Origin of the sequence: Oceanobacillus sp. Castelsardo (assembly GCF_001659985.1) — a bacterium.
GTDB lineage: Bacteria > Bacillota > Bacilli > Bacillales > Amphibacillaceae > Oceanobacillus.
On record NZ_LYCS01000003.1, the window covers coordinates 170,724 to 195,677 of the forward strand.

21 protein-coding genes and 1 riboswitch are annotated in these 24,954 nt (G+C 36.3%); of the genes, 7 read left to right on the plus strand and 14 right to left on the minus strand.

Annotation, left to right across the window (positions count from 1 at the left end):
* Positions 1-107 precede the first annotated feature (107 nt).
* From A9178_RS07530 to A9178_RS07540, 3 genes are all read right to left on the minus strand, one after another.
* Positions 108-2,138, minus strand: a complete 2,031-nt coding sequence (locus tag A9178_RS07530; protein WP_068673954.1) for a TRAP transporter permease — start codon at positions 2,136-2,138, stop codon at positions 108-110.
* Positions 2,131-2,661 carry a DUF1850 domain-containing protein gene (locus A9178_RS07535; RefSeq protein ID WP_068673955.1) on the minus strand — a complete coding sequence of 177 codons (531 nt, stop codon included), beginning with the start codon at positions 2,659-2,661 and terminating at the stop codon, positions 2,131-2,133. The genes A9178_RS07530 and A9178_RS07535 overlap by 8 nt, the downstream gene beginning before the upstream one ends.
* Before the next feature lie 315 nt (positions 2,662-2,976).
* Complete coding sequence (locus A9178_RS07540; RefSeq protein ID WP_068673957.1) at positions 2,977-3,975, minus strand: TAXI family TRAP transporter solute-binding subunit; 999 nt, start codon at positions 3,973-3,975, stop codon at positions 2,977-2,979.
* A gap of 321 nt (positions 3,976-4,296) precedes the next feature.
* Between A9178_RS07540 and A9178_RS07545 the strand changes: the two genes are divergently transcribed.
* On the plus strand, positions 4,297-5,574 hold the full coding sequence (locus A9178_RS07545; RefSeq protein ID WP_068673959.1) for a hypothetical protein: 1,278 nt from the start codon (positions 4,297-4,299) through the stop codon (positions 5,572-5,574).
* 334 nt (positions 5,575-5,908) lie between these two features.
* Here A9178_RS07545 and A9178_RS07550 read toward each other — a convergent pair whose 3' ends face one another.
* The 5 genes from A9178_RS07550 to A9178_RS07570 all read right to left on the minus strand — a co-directional run bounded on the left by A9178_RS07550 (position 5,909) and on the right by A9178_RS07570 (position 12,903).
* Entirely contained in the window at positions 5,909-9,085 is a 3,177-nt protein-coding gene (locus tag A9178_RS07550; protein WP_068673961.1) for a DEAD/DEAH box helicase, read from the minus strand.
* 189 nt (positions 9,086-9,274) lie between these two features.
* Entirely contained in the window at positions 9,275-10,453 is a 1,179-nt protein-coding gene (locus tag A9178_RS07555) for an MFS transporter (protein ID WP_068673963.1), read from the minus strand.
* Positions 10,454-10,783: 330 nt separating this feature from the next.
* Positions 10,784-11,365, minus strand: a complete 582-nt coding sequence (locus A9178_RS07560; RefSeq protein ID WP_068673965.1) for a superoxide dismutase family protein — start codon at positions 11,363-11,365, stop codon at positions 10,784-10,786.
* A gap of 456 nt (positions 11,366-11,821) precedes the next feature.
* Positions 11,822-12,337 (minus strand): DoxX family protein, encoded by a 516-nt coding sequence (locus tag A9178_RS07565; protein ID WP_068673967.1) that lies wholly within the window; start codon positions 12,335-12,337, stop codon positions 11,822-11,824.
* 50 nt (positions 12,338-12,387) lie between these two features.
* Positions 12,388-12,903, minus strand: coding sequence for a DoxX family protein (locus A9178_RS07570; protein ID WP_068673968.1), 516 nt, complete (start codon positions 12,901-12,903; stop codon positions 12,388-12,390).
* 240 nt (positions 12,904-13,143) lie between these two features.
* On the opposite strand from A9178_RS07570, the gene A9178_RS07575 reads away from it, so the two are divergent.
* The 6 genes from A9178_RS07575 (at position 13,144) to A9178_RS19130 (ending at position 18,608) form a co-directional block, all read left to right on the plus strand.
* Positions 13,144-14,076 carry an ABC transporter ATP-binding protein gene (locus A9178_RS07575; RefSeq protein WP_068673970.1) on the plus strand — a complete coding sequence of 311 codons (933 nt, stop codon included), beginning with the start codon at positions 13,144-13,146 and terminating at the stop codon, positions 14,074-14,076.
* Positions 14,063-15,307 carry an ABC transporter permease gene (locus A9178_RS07580; RefSeq protein ID WP_369801961.1) on the plus strand — a complete coding sequence of 415 codons (1,245 nt, stop codon included), beginning with the start codon at positions 14,063-14,065 and terminating at the stop codon, positions 15,305-15,307. Before A9178_RS07575 ends, A9178_RS07580 begins: the two co-directional genes overlap by 14 nt.
* An 85-nt stretch (positions 15,308-15,392) precedes the next feature.
* The gene (locus A9178_RS07585; RefSeq protein WP_068673975.1) at positions 15,393-16,301 is read left to right on the plus strand and encodes a DMT family transporter; all 909 of its coding nucleotides are present in this window, start codon (positions 15,393-15,395) and stop codon (positions 16,299-16,301) included.
* 204 nt (positions 16,302-16,505) lie between these two features.
* Positions 16,506-17,039, plus strand: a complete 534-nt coding sequence (locus A9178_RS07590) for a flavodoxin family protein (RefSeq protein ID WP_068673976.1) — start codon at positions 16,506-16,508, stop codon at positions 17,037-17,039.
* Positions 17,040-17,153: 114 nt separating this feature from the next.
* Positions 17,154-18,266, plus strand: a complete 1,113-nt coding sequence (locus A9178_RS07595) for an N-acetylmuramoyl-L-alanine amidase family protein (protein ID WP_068673978.1) — start codon at positions 17,154-17,156, stop codon at positions 18,264-18,266.
* 183 nt (positions 18,267-18,449) lie between these two features.
* Positions 18,450-18,608, plus strand: coding sequence for a hypothetical protein (locus A9178_RS19130; RefSeq protein WP_197482162.1), 159 nt, complete (start codon positions 18,450-18,452; stop codon positions 18,606-18,608).
* 103 nt (positions 18,609-18,711) lie between these two features.
* Here A9178_RS19130 and A9178_RS07600 read toward each other — a convergent pair whose 3' ends face one another.
* The 6 genes from A9178_RS07600 to A9178_RS07625 form a co-directional block, all read right to left on the minus strand.
* Positions 18,712-18,891, minus strand: coding sequence for a hypothetical protein (locus tag A9178_RS07600; RefSeq protein ID WP_068673980.1), 180 nt, complete (start codon positions 18,889-18,891; stop codon positions 18,712-18,714).
* A gap of 107 nt (positions 18,892-18,998) precedes the next feature.
* Positions 18,999-20,042, minus strand: coding sequence for a ribonucleotide-diphosphate reductase subunit beta (locus A9178_RS07605; RefSeq protein ID WP_068673982.1), 1,044 nt, complete (start codon positions 20,040-20,042; stop codon positions 18,999-19,001).
* Positions 20,020-20,469, minus strand: coding sequence for a flavodoxin (locus A9178_RS07610; RefSeq protein ID WP_068673984.1), 450 nt, complete (start codon positions 20,467-20,469; stop codon positions 20,020-20,022). The genes A9178_RS07605 and A9178_RS07610 overlap by 23 nt, the downstream gene beginning before the upstream one ends.
* Positions 20,454-22,691, minus strand: a complete 2,238-nt coding sequence (locus A9178_RS07615; RefSeq protein WP_068673986.1) for a ribonucleoside-diphosphate reductase subunit alpha — start codon at positions 22,689-22,691, stop codon at positions 20,454-20,456. The genes A9178_RS07610 and A9178_RS07615 overlap by 16 nt, the downstream gene beginning before the upstream one ends.
* A 115-nt stretch (positions 22,692-22,806) precedes the next feature.
* Positions 22,807-23,000: riboswitch (cobalamin riboswitch) on the minus strand.
* Between the two features lie 144 nt (positions 23,001-23,144).
* Complete coding sequence (locus A9178_RS07620) at positions 23,145-23,939, minus strand: ABC transporter ATP-binding protein (RefSeq protein WP_068673988.1); 795 nt, start codon at positions 23,937-23,939, stop codon at positions 23,145-23,147.
* On the minus strand, positions 23,932-24,918 hold the full coding sequence (locus A9178_RS07625) for an ABC transporter permease (protein WP_068673990.1): 987 nt from the start codon (positions 24,916-24,918) through the stop codon (positions 23,932-23,934). The genes A9178_RS07620 and A9178_RS07625 overlap by 8 nt, the downstream gene beginning before the upstream one ends.
* Positions 24,919-24,954: the final 36 nt, after the last annotated feature.

The window sequence follows — 24,954 nt, forward strand, 5'->3', positions numbered from 1 at the left end:
TATTTACATACTACTATACCAAAATTACATTGTAGTGAAAGTTATTATGTCCGAATAGAAAAACCCAGCATTTTTAAATCAATGCTGGGTTTTCTATTTGATTCATATTAAGCATTTGCTACTTGTTTCTTATCTTTATTGTTATCTTTATTTTTATCCCTTGTCATAAATTGAATAACCACTAAGACAACAAAGACTCCTAAACCTATGATGTCTGTATTTCCTTCAGGATAAATTAACATTAAACCAGTAATGACCGCGATGATTCTCTCAACCCAATGAAGTTTACGGTACCAGTAGCCAATTAATCCGGCACCTATTGCAATCATACCAATGATGGCGGTGGTTAATGATATAACTACTCCCCAAACAGTTGCATCAATCATTAACAATACCGGATTTAATACGAACATATATGGAATGATATATGCTGCAATCGCCAGTTTCGAAGCATTTAATGCAGTTCGAATTGGTTCTCCACCAGAAATCCCTGTTGCAGCAAATGCAGCTAGAGCAACTGGAGGTGTAATATCCGCTACAATACCGAAATAGAACACAAACATATGTGCAGCTAATACAGGAATCATAACAGGTAATTGATCATTTAATGCAATAATTGCCGGTAATGCAATGGTTGAAGTAATAATATAGTTTGCAGTTGTTGGTGAACCCATCCCTAAAATAATGGATGTAATCATCGTGAATACCAATGTTAACATTAACTGGATTTCAACAGAATTCGCAAGTGTACCTGCTAGGTCAACTAAACCATTACCAAGTTTTAAACCTAATCCTGTTTTGGTTACTACACCAACAATAATACCCGCACAAGCTGTTGCAGCTGCAACACCTAAAGCTGTTCGTGCCCCATCCGTTAGCGCAGTAATAATCTTGCTGAAGGTGAATTTACCTTCATGTAGAAACATATTCGTTTCTTTACTTATCATACTTACAGCAATGGTAAACAGAATCCCATAAATCGCTGTTCTTTCAATACTAAAACCAGCAAATAAGAAATATACGATAGCGAAAATTGGTAGTAATAAGTATACTTTCTTAAAAACCTCTTTTCTATCCGGCATTTCCTCTTTGGAAAGTCCTGTTAATCCTAATCGTTTTGCTTCAAAGTGAGTCATAATCCAAATTCCCACAAAATAAAGTAAGGCGGGAATTACTGCAGCTTTTGCGATATCCCAGTATGGAACACCTGCAAATTCAATCATTAAAAAAGCAGCAGCACCCATAATCGGTGGCATAATCTGACCACCAGTTGATGATGCAGCTTCTACAGCACCAGCAAAGTTCGCACGATAGCCTAATCGTTTCATCATTGGAATCGTATAGGAACCAGTTGTTACCGTATTCGCAACGGAACTTCCGGAAATCGTACCATTTAATGCACTTGAGAAAATAGCTACCTTTGCGGGGCCACCAACACGACGCCCAGCTATTGCTATAGCTAAATCGTTAAAGTATAACCCTACACCACTTTGGACAAGGAATGCACCAAATAATAAGAATAAAAAGATGTATGTAGAAGATACTTGTAGTGGTGTACCCAAGATACCCTCTGTTGTAAAGAACATTGTATTAATTAATTGACTAAGATCAAGCCCTCTATGCGCCAGCATTCCCGGCATATAAGGTCCAAAATAAGCATAAATAAGAAAGATAAGTGCAATAATTGTTATAGGAAGACCCACTGCACGCCTTGTAGCCTCAAGAACGAGCAATATGGCTATTCCACCAATTACCATTTGGGTATTATCAATACCGCCAATTTGTTGGACTAACGTATCATAAAAGACAGGCCAATAACCTGTAACAATAATAGATAAAACAATGAAAATCCAATCATACCAAATAACTCCGTCTTTTTTCATTCCTCGTTTTGCTGGGAATAATAAGAAAATAAGTGATAAAGCAAAACCTAAGTGAATCGTTCGTTGTATATAAGCTGTATATACACCAAACGCCCCAGTATAAAGTTGAAATAATGAAAAGGCAATCAACCCGATGAATACAATCCAACCAGATATACCAGTCAAATTCCTCGTGTTTGATTCCGCGTCATATTTTTCAAGCAACTTCTGTTGTTCTTCCTCTGTTAATTGCTGATTCCCTTTATTTTCACTCATTAATCTTCACTCCTTTCATAATTTGCCATAGTGAAAGCCCCTCTACCTTAATCGTAAACCAAGCTCCAGGTTCAAAATAATCATTGAACCAAACCATATGTTGATTTTCATTTTCTTCCGTACCCCAAACCAGGCGATTTTCGGATACAGTTTTACCATTACGTACTTTTATTTCTGGAAATACATTATTTATATTCTTTATATAATACTTCCCATCTTCATATACAAAGGTTTCCCCTTCTTCAGCGTTAGAGGGCATACCAATCCCGAATTCTTCATACACAAATTCATACTGTTTTATTTCAAAGTTCTTAGTCACTCTATATTTTTCAACAACATCTGTTAAATGAATCGAGTGTTTAAAGATTATTTGGAAAGTATCTCCCTTTTTAATGGGCAAAAAGGCTTCGATATCTGTTGTGTTTTCTTTATAAAACACTAATGCGGTTCGAAAAGGAACAAATAAAACGGTGAGTAGGATGAGTAGAACTAAAAAGGAAAGAAGTATTCTTTTATATTTCATTAGACAGTCCACCTATTCGATCCAAAGAATGTAAAGTAGGCTGGCAGCAAACGCCTATTTTAATAGGATTGACAGCCAGCCACTTAACTTTTTACTTAATCTATGTCCAGCTCCAGCGCCCAACGACTAGCGAGACTTCCTTCACCTCCGTGCGATAAAGAAGACTTGCCGACTGGTGAAACCAGAGGCTTAGTCGCACTTATACCCTTGCGGTGAAAGTCAACATCGACTCCCTACGCTCGTCGTGTTTCCTTTATCTCCTGCGGCTCAGTCCAGTCCGTACGTCGCTAAACGGGCGCTTCCGCTTTTGGTTCACTACTCAAGTAATCCCGCTTCTTTAAAGTACTTTTCTGCACCTGGATGCAAGTCAATTCCAATACCATCTAAAGCAGATTCTTTCGTAATAAATTCACCTTTAGCGTGAGAAATTTGATCTACGTTCTCATAGATAGCTTTTGTAATGTCGTAAACTACATCTTCAGAAACTGAATCGGTAACCGCCAACATAGCAAGTACTGCCACTGTATTTACATCTTCTTCAAGTCCATATGTTCCTTCAGCAATCGTATCCGCCGCATAATATGGATATTTTTCAACTAATTCATCCACTTTTTCCTGTTCAATAGGAACGATACCAACGTCAGTAGTAGCTCCTAAACCTTCCACAGCACCAGTTGGGGTACCAGCTGTAATAAATGCTGCATCAATATTTCCATCTTGAATTCCACCTGTAGACTCACCGAAGTCTAAGTTTTGAGCTTCAATATCATCCATCGTTAATCCATGAATTTCTAGGATTTGCTCGGCATTAATATAAGTTCCTGACCCCGGCGCACCAACTGAAACAGTTTTACCTTTTAAATCCTCAACTGATTCGATACCTGATTTAGCATTTGTAACAATCTGAATTGTTTCTGGATACAAAGACCCCAATGCTAATACATTATCAACTGGGTTATCAACAAATGCGTTTATACCCTCTACTGCATTCGCAATAACATCTGTTTGCACAAATGCAAGTTCTGCTTCCCCTTCTTGTAGGGAAATTACATTATCTGCAGAAGCATTTGAAGATAAAGCATCTGTTTGAATTCCTGTTTCATCTGTAATTATTTTCGTCATCTCTCCACCTAGCGGGTAATATGTACCACTAGTACCACCAGTAAGCATGCTTAGGAATTTTGGCTTTTCAGCTCCTTCATCACTTCCCGAATCAGATTCTGAAGCGCTATCATTATTCCCCCCACCACATGCCGCTAAAAACATACTCAGTACTAATAGCATAGCAACTGACAAAAGTGTTTTCTTTTTCATAAAAAGGCCCCCTTCTAATTAGTAAAACATACTTGGGATTATTTTATTATATTTTAATGCATATTGTCAAATAATTCTCCATTCATGCACTCTTTGAAATTAGTCATTTCTTTTAATTTTCAATAGTCTTATTTGATAAAGTACCTTCTTGACAATATTATGAAAATTCAATACGATAGTAGCAATGAATTAGTAGTACTATTGATAATACAAATCTTTTATATTATGATGTTAAAAGAAATTTTTATAGCTATTCTACACCTTATGAATTCTTCCACCATAGTAAATCTATTAATAGTTAGAAAAGGAGTAATAAATGCTATGAACGTAAAAGTTGCTGTATTTGGAAGAGAAGAATCCATTATAAAACTAAGTGAGATAGCCAACAGAGAGAATACAATTGAGATTGTCCCATTTACATATAGAGTTGAAAGTGAAACGATCGAATTAATTGAAAGGGCTTTCATATGTGACGTCTACATTTTCACCGAAGCTCTTTCCTTTCTATTTGTAAAAGACAAGATTAAGAGAAAGCGACTCCCTGCCATTTTAGTACGACATGATGAACATATGACACTAACAAATTTATTCTTAAAAAGAGATGCAGGGCTTTCCCTAAATCGGTTCTCAATCGATATCGATAATGAAGATGTTGTAAATGAAGTGCTTCATGATTTAAAGATTAACAATGACGAAATCTATATCTATGATTATGGATTAAAAACAGAGCACTCCATTGATTCCATCGTGGATCATCATTCCAAGCTTTGGTTAGAAGGAAAGATTGATTATGTTATAACTTCGGTTAAGAGTGTTGTAGACAAGTTAAGAGTAATGGATATACCAGTTCACTCCATGATCACTCCGGAAGCTAACTTAAGAAAAGTAGTGGAACAGGCAAAATCCATCATTCGATTTGATTCGAACATCAGTGCACAAGTTGTAAGTGGACATATTCAAATTAAAGATCCAGATACTATTCCTAAACAAAAATTAAAAGAACTTATGGAAAAATTATTAGGGATTCTCGAGAAGTTCAGTAAGAAAACTGATGTATCTATTTACCAAGGTAATGATTATGAGTTTATTCTTTTCGGCACAAAGGCATTGATACATCATTTAACCAATCATTATCGTGATTTTCCTTTACTTAGGGAAATCAAAAGTGAACTAAAAGTACCTGTTAATATTGGGTATGGATTTGGGTTAACTGCGAAACAATCTAGCATAAACGTGGGCATTGCTCTTGAAACATGCAATGAAGCGGATGACACCAGTTGTTATATCGTAAATGAAAGACAAGAAATAATTGGGCCAATTGGTGTTAAAAAGGAATTTGATGCATCCAAACTATATCATGCACTAATACACAAAGCTCGACTTAATAACGAATTATCCTATAATTTTATTGATTTTATCCGTAATCGAAATAATGAACCATTCTCATCCAATGATATTGCTAATTATTATAAGGTAACAAAAAGAAGTGCGGAGAGAACGGTTAATAAACTGTTAAGTGGCGATGTCATCCGTGTATCTGGAGAAGAACGCCCATATCAAAAAGGAAGACCGAGGAAACTATTTACATTAAATCAGTAAGCTAAAGGCCAGATTCCTAATGAATCTGGCCTTTTTTTGTATAGAAAATATAAAAATTGAGCTTATTAAATTCTGTCTTAGGGAAAGTCACGTCCAGCTTCAGCGCTAAAGCCGTAGCGAGACTTCCTTCACCTCCGTGCGATAAAGAAGACTTGCCGACTGGTGAAACCAGAGGCTTAGTCGCACTTATACCCTTGCGGTGAAAGTCAACATCGACTCACAGACTAAGGTAGGCCAACTAAGTGCGGCCTTTGCGGTCAACGTCGGCATACCCCTATGAAGGGGCGTGTTTCCTTTTCGCATCCAGCATAACGGCCGCTTTCGCTTTTGTTTCCTATATACTTAACAATTCTCGAACGTCATCTTCACTTAGACTTGATAACATGGTTTCTCCTGGTTGGATGACTTGATCGATTAGTTCGCGTTTTTTCTGTTGTAATTCATAAATTTTTTCCTCAATTGTACCTTCTGTAACAAGTCTGATTACTTGCACAACGTTTTTTTGCCCAAATCGATGAGCCCTGCCAGTTGCTTGGTCCTCTACGGCAGGATTCCACCATAAATCGTATAAGATAACCGTATCCGCACCGGTAAGATTTAATCCCGTACCGCCGGCTTTTAAGGAGATTAGGAAAATACTCTTTTCTCCATTATTGAAACGTTCACTCATTTCTACTCTGTCTTTCGCATGGGTTTGACCACTTAGATAGAAATAATCAATATCTTCTTGATCCAATCTTTCCATAATAATCTCATGCATACTCGTGAATTGCGAAAAAATTAACATTCTGCTCCCATTCGAAATAGTAGTTTTTACCGTATCCATGAGCTGTTCTAATTTCCCGGATTGTCCTTCATAGTTTTCAATAAACATCGATGGATGGCAACAAATTTGCCTTAACCTTGTTAGACCCGCCAATATCTTCATACGGTTCTGATTAAAGCCACTTTCTTTCATCGTTTGAGCAGCTTCTTGCTGAACTTGCCTTAAATAACCAACATATAATTCTTTCTGGTCCCTGGTTAACTCAGAAACATGAACTGATTCAATTTTATCTGGTAGTTCTTTTAATACGTCTTTCTTCAAACGGCGAAGAATGAATGGTCTTGTAATCATTGCAATCTTTTCATTGGATAATTGCTTAAAGTTCTGTTGGCTAGGCATTAGCCCTGGTAGAATAACCTGGAATATAGCCCATAATTCATCAATGGAGTTCTCAATCGGAGTTCCACTTAGAGCAAATTTCCTAGTCGCCCGAACCTCACGTATTGCTTTTGACGTTTTCGTTGCGTAGTTTTTAATATACTGTGCTTCATCCAAAATGAGTGTTTGAAATGTCATTTCGCGATATTGTTCAATATCTTGCCTTATCGTAGCATAGGAAGTAATCCAAACATCCATTCCTTTTAGTTCTTTTATCTTTTCCTGCCGCTCCCCAGGTGTCCCCGTCATAATAGCAACATTCAAATCTGGAGCAAACTTTCCAAATTCATTTTTCCAATTATAAACAACAGAAGATGGGGCAACAATTAAGTGCGGGCCTTCGACTACTGGTTCGGAAGCTATATATGCTATGCTCTGCAACGTCTTACCTAACCCCATATCATCGGCTAGAATCCCACCTAGATGATATTGACTTAATGATTTAAACCATTGGAATCCCGTCATTTGATATTCTCTTAAGTTAGCATTAAGATTTTCCGGTAACTCATACACTTGTTCTTCAGGAGATTTAAGATGACTAAGTAATTTACGAAATGAAGAATCGTATCTTTTATCTGTTTGTATTAATTCATCTAATTGCATTCCCCGATAGACGGGTACTTGGATATTACCTTCATGGATATCTTGTTTCCTAATATCCATCTCATCTAGAATTTGTTTAATGGAAGTAAACTTTTCTCCTTCTAAAGAAAGTAATGCTCCATCGGGTAATTTATAATAACGTTTCTTCTCAATCACTGCGTCTAATATCTTGTTAATCTCTGAATTATCCACTCCATCAATGTCAAAACCGATTTCCAATAAGTTAGAGGAGGATTCTAATCTAACATTTGTACTAGGAATTGGATCTGTCTCCATTAACATATCGCGAATATTAGATGTTAAAAATAATTCCACGTTTTGATCTAAGAGCGGCATCACATAATAAAGAAAATCATACATATCCTCTTCATCTGCCGTATGAATATACAGTTCCTTCCCATTATAATGGAAATTAGCTTGCTCAATCAGTTGCATAATATCTTGCTCTTTTTCCACATCTCGAATGATGATTGCGTCACTTTGTTTTCGTCCATTAAACGGATCAATAAAATGTTCACCGTAATAATATTCTAATTTCCCTGTAATCATATCCTCATTCATTTCTAAAAACAATTTAGCTTTTAAAGGATATTGAATAATTTCAGAACGAACCTTTTCGGATGTTTCCACCTTCCCAACCTTTTTCAAGGACGGCAATACTTCCGAAACAAATGTATCTGCTTGCTCTTTCGTAATTGGTAGTTTTAAATCTTCCATCCCAAATCCAATCATTTCCTGCACAATCGGTATTTGTTCTTTTTTAGGGAAATAAAATGTCCCTTGAGCAAATAATACTTCATAGGAGCCAAAGTAAATGGCACCTTTTACATCTTCCATTGTTAGCATTAAGTCATCACGCGTATTTTTCGTTAAAGAAAATTCAAATGGCAATGCCTCTTCTTCCATCCTTATATTCGTATATTCTTCATTTCCGGATTGTACTATAAGATCCCGTTGACATAATTTCTCTAAAAGGTCCTTAAATAGAAATGGCGGAATAATTATATTTCGTAAATCATTCATATTTCCTTGGTAATGATAGAATCGGAATCCTTCATAGATTTCCTCGTTCTTTCGTATGGATTGTAGCATTTCAAAAATCTCTATATCCTGGTTATGGAAATAGTGTGTATCCGAACTATATGTGAATTTCTTCGTGAAAAAATGCTCCCTATCCTTTAAAACATCTGAGATAAATTTGTATGCATCTTTCACCACATAACGATGATTAGATCCTGCCTTTAATTCAATTAAAATTTGATTATCATAAGACCATTTACAAATATATTCTACATGCATTGGTATTTTCTCAGATAATATTTCTGAGTGAGTATTAGAATGAGCAACGGAAGTAATTCTCTCCATAAACCGTCCAGTTAATTGATAATCATAATTTTTTGTAGTTTTGGGATTACCTTTTTCTTTATTAGCAATCGTTAATAAAGTTGCTACGATATGTTTGCATGATCCAAAGGTATCGAATGCCGGGCAATCACAATACGTATTAACGAATCCTTTGTCTATTTCTTTCATATCTATTTCAACAAAGTAGTCCTCAGATCCGTGAACAGCTGCCGTCCAAACTTGATAATTAATATCATATAAGAGGTCACTTACTTTATTCTGTTTATAATACTGAAGCCCCCGTCGATAAATGACAGACGGAAATAATTTTTGGAGATTTATATCACTAAGTCTTTTCAAAACATTAGTAACCTACCTTCTATACTGACATCATTACTTTCATTTTATACGAGTCCATTGTTTTTTGAAACTTTTCCATCCTATAATCTTATTATCATTAGGATAGGAGAATCTAGTAAGAATTATACCTTTGTTAAGTAGAAAAAGTTGATAACTAATAAGCTATCAACCTTTCATTATATTTTTATATTATTTTATTGCTTTCCTATAAAGATAAATATATAAAATCATAGATAGGACGACTGAAAAGGCAGATGCTACATAAATCATTCCGTATCCAAATACAGCTATGGCACCGAAAATAATGGCACCACAACCAACCCCTAGATCAAAGAAAGAGAAAAATGTGGCGTTCGCCATTCCCTTTCTCCTAGCATTCGCCTTTTCAACTGCCCAAGCTTGGAGTGCCGGTTGAACTCCACCAAACCCTAATCCGTATAGGGAAGCAGCAAATAAAAGTATCATGGTGTTTGGAAGCCAAGCTAATAATAGCATTGCTAAAAAGATAAGGAATGTTCCAGGTAAAAACACATAAAGATGACCTTTTTTATCATAGAGTTTCCCTGCAAACGTACGGGAAATCATGAGAAATATAGCGAAGAAGAGAAAATAAAGTTCAATTCCTTTCACTCCATTTTCAATAGAATGTAAAGGTAAAAATGTAGCAATACCACCAAATGAAAAGGTAATGAAAAATAGGAGAATAGAAGGTTGGATGGCCGTCTTTTCAAAGATATCAAATTTTATCGTTGTCGTTTTATGCTCGGACTTTTCAACTTTTTTATAGTGAATTTTAGATGCTAATAATAAAGCAATGAACCCAAATGTACCACATAATAAAAATAGCTGTGTAAAGGATATTACTCCAACAAGGGTTAAACCTAAGGATGGTCCAAATGCTAAAGCTATATTTCCTGACAATCCAAAGTAGCCTAAACCTTCCCCACGTCTATTTGGTGGAATAAGATCTGTTGCCACCGTTCCACCTGCAGTGGTAGAGAACCCCCAACCAACACCCTGGATAACACGAAGAATAATTAATACGATTATACTTAGGGCAAAAGCAAATCCACCAACGGAAAACACAAAAATGGCTAATCCTAGTAAATATACAAAACCTCTACCTTTCGATTCTAGAATATGTCCAGCATATGGTCGGATTAATAATGCCGAAAATGTGAAGATCCCAACAATGATACCTACTAACTGGTCACCACCACCAAGTTCCTTCACAAATAACGGAATGGTAGGTAATGTCATTTGGAAGCCTAAAAAAACAAAAAAATTGGCCATGCAGACTAATACAAAGTCACGTGTCCAAATTTTCTCTTCCTTTTTTAATTCCGATTCTCTCGATAAAGGTTCCATACATGCCTCCCTCTTTAAAGACGTGGAAAGTTCATTTTCTTGTTCAAAAGCGCAAGCGCCCGTTTAACGAGTACGAAGGTGAAGTAAGTTTCGCTACAGCTTTAGTGCTGGAGCCGGACACAACCCTTATTAATACGGGTTTACAAAATTAAATCCTTTGCCATTAAAGAAAATAAACTGTCTTTAAATATATTCTGTTTCCGTATATATATTAGACACTAACCATCATTATACACGATTTAGCATGAACAATATAGTCTAATCATTATGAATAATCACCCAAATAAAAAACAGCGCCTTTTTAAGTAGCGCTGTTTTACTTTTACCCAGTTATTTAATTACTCCACATGCAATTCTATCTCCTGCATTTCCTGCCGGCTGGGAAACATAATCATCTGGATCAGAATGAATCACCAAAGATGTACCACCTTCTTTAAGTAAAGAGGTTTCTTTCCCCTTTTCTAACGTAACCATATCAGCTGTCACTTCGGTAGAAAGGTTGCCGTTTGCCCCTACATTAATATTATTTAAATCACCTGCATGTGGGCCCTCTGAATTATCAAATCCATGTTTTTTGCCTGTTGGATTAAAATGTGCCCCCGCTGATTCAAATGTAGGAGCAGTACATGAACCATTTTCATGAATATGAAAACCATGTCCACCAGAGGGTAAATTTTCCCCTTTAATCGAAATAGTTACACCACCAGATTTTGATTCTACAAGCGATGCATTAGCAACTATTTCTCCATCACTATTTTTCAAATCGACAATGACATTTTTATTAATCATTGAATTTACTTTTTCGTGGTTTGGCTCTTGTGAATCCAGGTTTTCTCCTTTTTCTTGTGTTGTCTGATTGCAAGCAATTAGTACAGTTGATATAAGAATCAACAAGCATACGAAACGTTTCATACTAAAATCCTCCATCTGTTTTAATACCATATTTGCCATGAAACATTTCTTTTAAAACAGAATAAGGGTTGATTAACTATTCTATATTTTCATATAACAGCGGCGGACCTGATTAAATAAATGAATACTATATGTAAATCAATGTTTTTTAGAAACATGTAATTTTATCACTAATTTAGAATAGACACCTGTTACTCAAGAACAGCAATTAAACTACCAAGATTATACATTCATTGGTCTAATGACTAACTATCCAAGATAAAAATGCCTGGTAATGGGCACCTTTAGATTGATGAGTGTCCGTTTCAGATGAAATTGCTTGTATACGGGCGCTCATTAGCTCGATGAGTGTCCGCTCATGTTGAATATGTACATACTTACGTTTGTTTAATACCAAATAATAAAATAACGCTTGAATAGAATTCCTATCCAAGCGCTTTGAAAATCCAGTTCTTCTTATGCAACCGCAACTTCTTCTTTTTTCACTTTATCTTTTCCGATTGGAGTATGCTCTTTGACGAATGGAATCACCCATCTATCTAAACCATAACGTCCTGCGTTAAATCCTGCTACAATTAAGAATACAGTGATTAATACCATTTGTGCGTTTGTGCTTACTGTTCCACTGAATAGAAAAGAGAAGTTCATCGTAATACCCATTAGCGCTGCGAAGTTAGTGAAAATACCTAAGATAAGTGCTGCACCCACTAATACTTCGCCCCACATAACTAGAAAGCTAAATAATCCTGCATTTGGTAGTGCTACTGCTTCTAAGAACGCTGCCCACCAACCCTGAACTGCTGGGTGATCTCCACCCGCACTCGCAATCGCACCTTGGATAAATCCACCAGCGTCAAATCCACCACTTGTTAGTTTACCTATCCCTGCTGTTAACCAAGCATAACCGATATAAACTCTTAATACTGCTAAAACCGCTGCTACTACTCTATTTTCACGAATAAATTCCATCATTATAAATCACTCCTCATTAAAAATTGTGTATTGCTTCACATAATTGGTTACTATGCTGCTACAAATTCTTTCTTCATTTTATCTCTTCCAACTTGTGTATGTTTTTTTATAAATGGAATAACCCACCTATCTAAACCATAACGTCCTGCGTTAAATCCTGCTACAATTAAGAATACAGTGATTAATACCATTTGTGCGTTTGTGCTTACTGTTCCACTGAATAGAAATGCGAAGTTCATCGTAATACCCATTAGCGCTGCGAAGTTAGTGAAAATACCTAAGATAAGTGCTGCACCTACTAATACTTCGCCCCACATAACTACAAAGCTAAATAATTCTGCATTTGGTAGTGCTACTGCTTCTAAGAACGCTGCCCACCAGCCTTGAACTGCCGGGTGATCTCCACCTGCACTTGCAATCGCACCTTGGATAAATCCACCTGCATCAAATCCACCACTTGTTAGTTTACCTATCCCTGCTGTTAACCAGGCATAACCGATATAAACTCTTAATACAGTTAAAATAGCAGCTACAATTTTATTATTACGAATGAAATCCATTACCATAATGATCCACTCCTTTATTTTAATGTTCAATGTTTCACAATATATTGTGTGCTTCCTTCTTACATTTTCATCATACACATGTTTAATACTTTTGAAAATACGTTTGTTCACCATTTCACAATTAAGACACAAATATTTGAATAAAATGTGAACACAAATTTCTATATTTTTTGAAACCTATCCATACTACCGTCCGTACTACTTAGCAGCGAACGTAAATAGAGAGGATGATGTAATGACATGGAGGTTATGTTAACGGTTGAAGGCCTAGAGAAGTCATTTAAGGACAAAAAGGTTTTAAAAGGCATTTCATTCGAAGTTCGTAAAGGCGAAATTATGGCAATCCTTGGTCCAAATGGAGCTGGGAAATCTACAACGATACGAAACATTATGGGTATTATGTATCCTGATAAAGGATCCGTTACATTTCACCAACATAATGGAAAAGGGATTCCAAGGAACAAAATTGGATATTTACCAGAGGAACGTGGACTTTATAAAAACGTCAATGTCATGGATATTTTACTTTACTTAGCCGATCTAAAAGACTACCCACTACATAAAGCAAAAGAACGAGCACTCATGTATTTGAAAAAATTTGATTTAGAAGGAAAGGAAAAAGTATCTGTTGAGGAATTATCGAAAGGTATGGGGCAGAAAGTTCAATTTATATCTTCTATCATTCACGAACCTGAGCTTCTCATATTGGATGAACCGTTCTCTGGACTTGATCCGGTTAGTCAGGAATTATTTAAAGAAGAGATTAGAAGTTTAGCAGATAATGGGACTGCTATCCTTTTATCCTCGCATCAAATGAATTTAGTGGAAGAAATGTGTGACCGTCTTTTTATGATTCAGCATGGTCAGAAAGTGATATACGGTACATTAAATGATGTAAAAACAGAGTATGCGAACTTCAAATGTACTATTAAAGGACAAAACAACCGACATGAATTAGAGCGCATCCCTCAAGTAGTTAGAGTAGAGCAAACTGGTGAGTCATCTATTTTATACCTTGAAAAGGATGTCGGGCCCGGGAACTGGCTAAAACAGTTACCAAACGAAATAAATATCCATGAATTAAACATCAATCGGATTTCCCTTCATGAAATTTTTATTGATATTGCAACGGATAAAAACCTAATGAAGGAAGGAAGTGATGTCCATGCGTAACTCGTTGAAAGTTGCTAAATGGGAAATTAAACGAAATATGAAAAATAAAACCTTCCTTATTGGATTATTTCTAACCCCTGTTCTCATTGTCGCCTTTATGTTTATAGGTAGCTTATTCGGCGATGACTCAGAAGATTTAGCTACCGAGGAAGTTACAGTACTAGTAAATGATCAACTGAATATTTTTAGTAGCTTAGAAGAAACCGTAAGCGAAACAGCTTTTAATATGAAATTAGAGAAAACAGATATATCCGAAAGCGAGGTTGAGGATGTTCTTAAAGACAAGGAAAATACGGCCTACATTTTTATGGATCAGAGAGCCGTGGAACAAGGAATGGTACCCGTTTATACGAGTGAAGAAATAAATCCATATTTCATGGATCAAATCCAAGTCTTCGAAACTCCTTTAAAATCAAATCAATTGGGAAATTTAGGCTTAACGGATGAGCAATTAGCGATAATTTCAAGCAATATTTCATTTGAAGAGGTCGTATCTAGTGCTAGTGATTCTAGTACAGATACTGATTTAGAGGCAAGTAGCCCACCATTCGAGAAGTTGATCCCAGGCATTTTTGCCGGCTTTGTTATGCTATCTATTGTTTTCACTGGAATGGCAATATTCCAAAGTGCTTCCCAGGAGAAAAAGGATAAAATTGCCGAAATTATATTATCTTCCTTAACTCCCGGGGAATTAATGAATGGAAAGATTATCGGCTACTTTGTTTTAGGACTAATTCAGACCGCCGTGTCGATAGCTATTTTACTTCCAGCAGCAATTTGGAAAATTGATTTCCCATTTATGGAATACCTATTTGTGCCTGAACTTGTGTTATACCTCTTTATCGCTATCTTAGGTTATCTACTTTTTGCAGCAATATTTGTTGGGGTTGGTGCAACAATGGCAGATATTTCAACTGCGGGAAACTTCCAAGGATTCGTCATGATGTTACCTTTTGCTACTTTTATTTTCATAGGGCCTGTTTTTAGCGATCCTAGTGGATTATGGGCACAGGTTGGTACTTATATTCCGTTCACATCGCCAGGAGTATTACTTTTAAGACTTACACTACTTGAGAACTGGCCTTGGTTGGAAGTCATCATAGCTATAGCGATTTTATTAGTATGTATCGGCTTATTTATGAAACTTGCAGGGAAAATCTTTAAGGTCGGTATTTTACTATACGGAAAAAATGCTTCACCGAAAGAAATTTGGAAATGGATTAGAGCTTAAGTATCATGTGAGCCTATTGTATTCCCCACTACCCTCCGCTATAATTTAGGAATATTGAATATATATAGAAATCGGAGGGATTTTTTTGGCTCAGGAAAATAGTCCAAAATCGATTGTATTACCTTTAACCATTTCTATTATCGCCATTTCCTTTTCTGCGATCTTCGTAAAATGGTCTGAATCCCCTGCTACCATTTCAAGTATGTATCGGATGTGGATTGCTGCATTATTTTTATTACCAATCGTTTGGAAAAAGAGAAATGAATTTAAAAAAATAACGAAAAAGGACTGGAACCTACTCCTTATCTCTGGAGCCTTTTTAGGTCTTCACTTTGCCCTATGGTTTGGTTCGTTAAAATTAACTACAGTAGCAAGTTCGACTATTATTCTTGCACTGCAACCAGTTGTTGCGGTTATTGGTGGTTTTATTCTTTATAAAGAGCGAACAAATAAGCAATCCTTATTAACGATGGGTATTGCAGTGATTGGTGTTGTTATGATTGGCTGGGGAGACTTAGCTTTAAGTTCAAATGCTATCATCGGTGATATTTTATCTTTCTTGAGTGTAGTCGCTGTTGTCGGTTATTTATTAATAGGCCAAAGTGTTGTCAAAAAAATATCACACTGGATTTATAGTTTTTTAGTCTTCACCTTTGCTGGAACCTTCCTTACCTTTTACAATGTTGGAACAGGAGTAAATCTAGGAGGTTATGAATCTAAAGAATGGGGAATATTCCTACTCCTTGCTATTGTACCAACTATTTCTCACGTTATTAATAACTGGTTGTTGAACTACGTCAATACAACTACAATATCCATGAGTATTTTAGGAGAACCGGTTGGGGCAAGTGCCTTAGCGTTCCTGTTATTAGGAGAACGCTTAACGAGTATGCAAATGATAGGTGGACTGATTGTTTTGGTTAGTGTCTTTTACTTTTTAACCCGTAAACAAAAATTAGAAACACAAAATCAAACGGCAGTAGATAGTGCATAAAGTGAAGCTTCAACCAGTGGGACTGGATAAAGTTTTATAATCTGGCAGACTGTAGGGGCTGAATATTTTTACATGTTTTTCATTCCCATTCATATACTCTAATAACGTTTATTTATATTTAGGAATTATTCTACAGAGAATATAGGAACCTAGCCTTTCTCTGTTATTACCTAAGCATCACAATCTACGCGGGGAGGATACTAAATGAAGGTAGTCGTTATTCATGGATCAACGCGAGAGAATGGAAATACGGAATATTTGACATATAAAGCTGTTCCCAAGGATAAAGGAACTCATATCTATTTACGAAATCATTTTATTCAACCAATTGTAGATGAACGTCACGAAAAAGATGGATTTAAACCTGTAAAGGATGAGCATAAAGGGCTTATTCAAAAAATGTTAGAACATGATATTATTGTCTTCTCAACCCCCATTTATTGGTATAGTATGTCGGGGCCGATGAAGATATTTATCGATCGATGGTCACAAATTTTACGCGATCCAGAAATCCCTCATTTTAGAGAGGAATTGAAGAATAAGAAAGTATACTTAATTGCTGTAGGCGGTGATAAGCCTACTATAAAGGGACTTCCACTTATTGAACAATTTAATTATATATGCCAATTCTATAGTATGTCATTTGAAGGATATGTCATTGGAAGAGCGAGTAAACCTGGGCAGATGGTTCATGATGAAGGGGCTATAAAAGCTGCGTCCTCTTTGCTAAAGATTTAAATAATTATGTAAAAAAAAGGATGATTAAATTCATCCTTTTTTTTACTTGTCTTATCCTCCGTTCCATAATAAGATTAATAGTAAATATTTCCAACAGACATTAAGGAGGTTATGATGAGGCCTTTACGACCAATCATCACAATCGGATTCATTTTATTATTACTACTTATCCCGATAACAGGATATGCCGAGAGTGGAAAAACTTATGAGGTGAGTACTGGTGTCCTAAACGTCAGAAGTGAACCTTCACTTCAAGCAGATATTTTAGGAATGCTCACAAAAGGAAATCAAGTGAACGTATTCAAGGAACAATACGGATGGGTTCAAACCTATTACCAAGGAAAAGAAGCTTGGATTGCCAAACACCATCTGATTGCATTAGATGAAACCCAAGTAAGCGAAGTAAAACAAACGGCAGTTTTATCTGCTGAAATGATTACTCTTACAGCAGATGGAGTAAATATTCGCTCTGGTCCAGGTGAAGAATACCGTGTTATCGGTACCGCTTCATCACATAAATCGTATGAACTAATACATACTGAAGGAGATTGGCATAAGATTTCTTTAACTGAAGGCAAAACGGCTTGGGTTGCCTCTTGGTTAACGAATAAAAGCATAGGAACCAAGAGTAGGAATAACGAGGAAACTAAAACAGAATCAAAAACTCTGTCCCCTACAAATCAAAGTGGATCCTTATCTGGCCGTCATATTGTACTTGATCCAGGACATGGTGGTCGTGATCCAGGGTCAATTGGACTTGGGGGAATTTATGAAAAGAGCCTAACATCGCCAATTACAAATAGGGTTGCAGACAGACTTAGAAATGCGGGTGCAAAAGTAACCATTACTCGTGAAGGCGATTATTATGTTTCTTTAGAACAAAGAGCAGCAATTAGTAACTCCCATCAAACGGATGCCTTTATAAGTTTACATTTTAATGCTTACCCAATTCTTTCTGCGCAAGGGATTAGCACATTTTACTTTTCCGAATCGGGGCAGCAATTGGCTAAAAATGTACAAGCATCCCTTTCTTCTAAAGTATCATTACATAACCGTGGCATTCATAGAGAGGGCTATCACGTGCTACGCAACACAAGTGCACCAGCTATTTTAATTGAACTCGGCTTTATAACTAACCCATATGATTTAAATATTATTCAAACGGTAGATTACGAGAAACAAGCTGCTGAAGCGATAACGAGTGGACTTATTGATTTTCTTAATTAACGAATGGTAAAGAGGCTGGGACAAAAGTATTTTAACCACAGCCTCTTTTTAACTATATTTTGAATGATGATGTTACTACTTTCCTTTTTCAGCTTTATCTTCCTTTAAGGTGAAATCGCCCCAATGCTTGGGTTATACTTAGAGATTTTTCGTTAATAATAAGATTATTGAAGGAGGATTTATATGAGGCAAAGTCGACAAGCTAATAAGAATTTGAAGTCTAGTATGAAACCTGGATTTGCTGGGACCGATGCTAAAAAGGTAAAACAGCAAATTCAACAAGATTTGAGCGAGGGACAGGGTGCAATGACTTCTCGGGAAGCAGGAGCAATGAGAGATTAATCCTTAGAACTCACTGGTTAAGTTAATTACTTTTCTATATGCAAATTAAAGGTGCTAATCTCTTATAGATTTGCACCTTTAATTACCATCTAATACATTTTTCCTAATGAAACCATTTTTCAGGTTCCATATCAATCGTTTTCTTATCAGACCTTTTTTCATTTAATTCTCTTACACCTTGCTGAAACTTTATGTAAATATATAACTCGCGCATAATTTCTTCTAAGGAAACATTTTCTGGTAGATCTTTAATTAGTTTTAGAACCTCTTCTTTCTCTGACAATGGAACCTCCCCCTTTTCATTACTTTCAGTATAGCACAGAGTTTCTCTTACCTTCCTATACTATGATTAGTGAAAGTGGTTAATGAGGAGGAGGTTTTACAATTTCCTTACAAATCATCAAATCCGTTTAAATCGCTCGTCTTCGTATACTGTCTGGACTTTTGTTCAAAGAAATCTGTTTTCGTTCCATCAATATTATCTGCATATGCACGGATCCATTTCATTGGATTCTCCGTGAACTCTGGATATATTTCACTTAATCCCATCATCCGTAGCATTTTATTAGCACGATATTTGATATATCCTTCCATCTCTTCTAAATCAAAACCGTCCACATCTTTAAGAACATAATGAGACCACTCTGTTTCTAATTCGACTGATTCTTTGAAATGGTCATATACCCAAGTTATAAAGGTTTCGTTGTTATACTCAGGGTTTTCAGCTAATGTGGCACGGAATAATTCAGATATAAATCGACCATGCTCCAGTTCATCACGATTAATATAACTAATCATCGTTGATGTACCTACCATTTTATTATCACGTGCTAAATGATAGAAAAAGGCAAATCCAGAATAGAAAAACATTCCTTCTAATAATGTTGTATATACTAACGTTTTTAATATATTTTCAATGGTTGGATTCTCTACAAACTCGTTATACTGTTCCATAATCGTATTATTTCGCTTTAATAACACCGTATCTTTTCTTCCATGTTCAAAAGATCGCTTTTGTTCTGCTAATGATACTACCGATGACAATACATAAGAATAACTTTCATTATGAACCGCCTCTTGTTGTGCAATCACTGCCATAATTGATTGAACAGAAGGATCTGTAGCATATAAACTGAGGAGTAAAGCTGTCCTTGTTTGAGGACCATCCAAAGTGGATAATAAACCAATAATTTTCAAATATGCTTCTTGTTCAGCAGGTGATAATTTTGGAAACTCCTTTACATCATTGGACATATTTATTTCGTCCGCCTGCCAATAGTTACCTAGTAATCGTTTATACATTTTATACCAATGCGGATAGGCAATATCATTCCAATTTAAAATACCACTTGACTTACCTCCAAATAGTCCAGTAGATTTATTTGGACTCACCGGTTCTAATGTTTTAGCTCTATTTAGTAACACATTTTGCATCATGTAACACTCCTTCTAACCACTCTCTAACCTTCTTCTCTTGACTTCCCCTTGGTGACTGTTCAATTGTTAATACAGGGTATGGACTATTGTAAAATTTAGCTAACTTTTTAGCTGCTAAACAAAATAAATTATCCCCACCAAATTGAGTATCCCCTGTGCCAAAAACAATCATATTGCATGGTTTATAGCCTATTTCTAAAACGAAATCCTTTACTTCATCTGGTGTACTTCCTCTTTCCCATGTAAATGTACCGAGGAATACATAGTCATACTGCTCTGGATTGATTGGCAAATCAATGCCAATTCGATGCAGATCAACCTCAACATCCTCATTTATTAATATTTCCGCAATTAACTCTGCTGTTTCGTTTGTATTACCGCTATAAGATAAATACGCGATTACTACTTTCAACTTTGACACCATTCACATTCTTCTACGTCATTGGAAGTAGATCTTACATAATACGTCGTTTTCAAACCTTCTCGCCATGCTTGAAGATGAAGTTCAAGCAAAATAGAAGCTCGAATGGTATTTGGTACATAAAGGTTAAAGGATATACTTTGATCAATATGTTTCTGTCTAGCTGCATTTTGCTTAATCGACCAGCGTTGATCCACGATGTAAGCAGAACGACGGTAAATATCGTACGTACGGTGGTCGATGTCAGGTGCAGTAACGGGAATTTTAAAGTCCTTCTTTTCTTCGTAATAAAAAGGCTTGAATATTGGATCAATACTTGCGGTCGATCCAGCAATCATCGCAGTCGTTGAATTTGGTGCTACAGCCATTAAATATGCATTGCGCATTCCATTTTCTTTTACCTCTTCCTTGAGTTTTAACCATGTATCATCTTGATAGCCTTTTTCCTCAAAGTAAACACCTGTACTCCATTTACTACCTTGGAATGCAGGGTAATGTCCTTTTTCTTTACTTAGTTCCATACTGCTCTTAATCGTTAAAAATGCAATTCTCTCGTACAAGCTATCTGCATATTGAACAGCTTCTTCTGATTCCCATTTGATACCCATTACCGCTAATAAATGATGCCAACCAAATGTCCCTAAACCAATAGCGCGGTACTTTTTATTCGTTAATTCAGCCTGTTTAATTGGTAATGTATTCATATCAATAACACCATCCAACATCCGAACTTGTATAGGGATAAGACGTTCTAATACCCCTTCTGGAACAGCTTTACCTAGATTTATAGAGCTTAAATTACAAACGACATAATCACCAGGTTTATACTTCTTAACGATTGTCTCATCTTTCTCGACATACTCTTCTAAAAACTCAGACGGAGATTGATTTTGCGTTATTTCCGTACATAAATTAGAGCAATAAATGACTCCTGCATGTGCATTACTATTCTTTCGATTCACTTCATCCCGGTAAAACATGAATGGCGTTCCCGATTCTAGTTGCGACCTCATAATCCGTTTCATGATATCGATTGCTGGTACTTTTCTTTTTGACTCAAGTGGTGCATCTATACATTGTTCGTATTTCTCCCGAAAGCTCCCACTTCCTTTTTCCTCATCATAATAGTCTTCTAATGAGAAACCCATCACCTGACGAACTTCATGCGGGTCAAATAAATACCAATCCTCTCTTTTGTCCACTTGTTCCATAAAATAATCTGGTAGACTGACTCCGGTAAAAATATCATGGGCACGCATTCGGTCGTCACCATTATTTAATTTAAGATCTAAAAACGCCTCAATATCCCGATGCCATACATCTAAATATACCGCAATTGCACCTTTCCTCGTTCCTAACTGATCCACACTTACAGCTGTATTATTCAACTGTTTAATCCATGGGACTACTCCACTGGACATTCCTTTAAAGCCTTTTATATCACTACCTCTCGAACGGATTTTCCCCATGTAAACTCCGATCCCGCCACCATTTTTGGATAGTCTAGCAATATCTGTATTACTATCATAAATGGACTGAAGGCTATCATCGACTGTATCAATGAAACAACTAGACAGTTGACCATGAGTCTTTCCGGCATTTGCTAATGTTGGCGTAGCTACTGTCATGTACAAATTGCTCAGTGCCCAATATGCCTCTTTCACTAATTTTGTCCGTTTTGATTTATCTTCATTTTGCATGACATGCATCGCAATGATCATCCAACGTTCCTGTGGTAACTCGTATGTGTTCTTCTCAAAGTCCGTAGCCAAGTATCTAGTAGCCAATGTATAAATCCCTAAATAAGTAAAATTCATATCTTTATCTGGCTCTATTAAATCCCCAAAATAATTAATTTCAGCTTCCGTGTACTTTCCCAGGAAATGAGGGGAATAAATCCCTTTATCCGTTAAAATCTTGATTAATTCAAGAAATGATCCGTATTTTTTATCTTTATCATCATAATTTCTGTTTTTAGCTGCTTTTTTATATAATTTTTGCAAATAAAGTCTTGCAGCAAAATAGGACCAATCTGGGTTCGCCTCATCTATTTCTTCTAGCGCTTTTTTTACTAGAAAATCCAAACCCTTTTCAAATTCTTGTTGATGATTAAGACCTGTATCCACTTTTTCTATAAATGAACTTACGTTTAGGGATAGACCATTTGCTGCCCTTTTCATCACTTTCTTTAATTCTCCATTTTCTTTAACCATTTCTACTATCATCCTAGCCCTCCTTGTATTTTTGACACAAAAAAACCGTTCACCAGAGCTTGAACGGTTAAAAACGACAGAAAGTATGTGCCAATCTATCGTTTCACCATCCCTCACCCCGGGGAAATGAAACTTAAGAGAAATGGCAGGTATCCTGACTTGTGCATCAAACCTACTAGAGTCCTTCCCATACCAGAGCCTTCTTGAGCCAGTTGATACAGTGGATTACTCTTTCGTACACACTTACAGTTGCGGGGACAGTTCTAGATTTACACTAGATTCCCTATTAAGACTACAGTCACCATTAATCTATTCGCTATATATAGTATTTAATTTTAATTCACACACAATATATTGATGAATCAAACATATCATAGAGTTTAATAGAAAGCAACATGAAAAGTGGGTAAATATGACAAAAAGCACAAGAAAATAAATGTTCTTGTGCTTCTCATCGATATAATATTAGTTTAATACAGCACGGTCACTACCAAACTGTTCGCCACGAATGCGTTGGAATTCGTGTAATAGATTTTCGATAGTTAGGCTTTGTTTTTCTTTCCCACGAACATCAAAAATAATCTGTCCTTTATCCATCATAATTAATCGATTTCCTAAATCTAATGCTTGTTGCATATTATGGGTAATCATTAGTGTTGTTAATCCTGATTCTTTGACAACCTTATCTGTCAAACTCGTAATCAACTCTGCACGCGATGGATCTAGAGCAGCTGTATGCTCATCTAAAAGCAAAATATCTGGTTGGGTAAAAGTGGACATTAGTAAGGATAATGCCTGTCTTTCCCCACCCGAAAGTAATCCAACCTTCGCCGTTAGTCTATTTTCTAGACCAAGGTTTAAAGTCTTCAAATAATCTTTAAACATCTCTTTTCGTTGTTTTGTTACCCCTAATTTAAGTTTTCTTTTTCTAATTCGAGAATATGCCATCGCTAAATTCTCTTCTATCGTCATGGATGGTGCAGTTCCAGCCATTGGGTCCTGAAAGACACGGCCAATATATTTAGAACGCTTATATTCAGGTAAATCTACAACCTGTTTTCCATTAATAAACACGTCGCCAACATCAGGGATTAGTACTCCAGAAATGATATTCATCAGTGTTGATTTACCAGCACCATTACTACCAATAACAGTAACAAAATCACCTTTTTCCAGTTCTAGATCGATATGTTGCAATGCTTTCTTTTCGTCCGGAGTGCCTTCATTAAACGTAATAGAAATATCTTGTAATTTAAGCATGGCCATCGCCCCCCGCCTTAAGTTGCTGACGTTTTATGATGCGTCTACTTTTTTCTTTTCTAGACTGAAGGATTTTCGGAGCAACGAGAGCAATAACAACAATTACCGCAGTAATCAACTTCATGTCTCCAGTTTCAAGGAAGTCAACACGTAAAGCTAGTGTGACGATAATGCGATAAATGACTGCACCCAGAATAACGGCTAATGTTGCTCGGACAATCGTCTTCGTACCAAATAACGCTTCCCCTATAATGATAGAGGCTAAACCGATAACAATAAGTCCTAGCCCCATATTAACATCGGAGAATCCACCTAGTTGAGCTATCAATCCGCCACTAAGTGCAACAAGAGCATTAGAGATACCTACTCCAACGATAATAAGTGAATCCGTATTTGCTGAAAGACTACGAATCATTTTCTTATTATCACCAATCGCTCGTAAGGCAAGACCGACTTCTGTCTTTAAAAAATAGTCCGTTAAAAGTTTGATAGCAATGGTCACGAGGATCATAACGATAACGATAGACCAAGTCTTAGGGAATCTTTCCATTCCCATCGCAGAAAGTAGGCCATTAAATACGGAATCCAGTCCAATCGCATTCCAAACGGATGTTAATTGTTGAAATAAAGTAGTTTCACTTAATAAAGATAGAGTTGGCTGATCCATAATTCTTAGATTAATAGAATAAAGTGCTGTCATCATTAAAATACCAGCCAATAATGAATTGATTTTTCCCTTCGTATGCAAGACACCTGTTACACAACCTGCTAAAAACCCAGCAATAGCCGCGAGTAACGTAGCAACTATTGGAGGTATCCCATTGATAATGGAAAAGGCTGCAACTGATGCACCAGTTACAAAACTTCCTTCCACCGTTAAATCCGGGAAGTCTAAGACACGAAAGGTTAAATAAACACCTAAGGCCATTATTGCATAGATAACTCCTGATTCTACAGCTCCAAATAATGATATAAACATAGTTTCATTCCTTTCGTGCAGTAATCATGACGAATC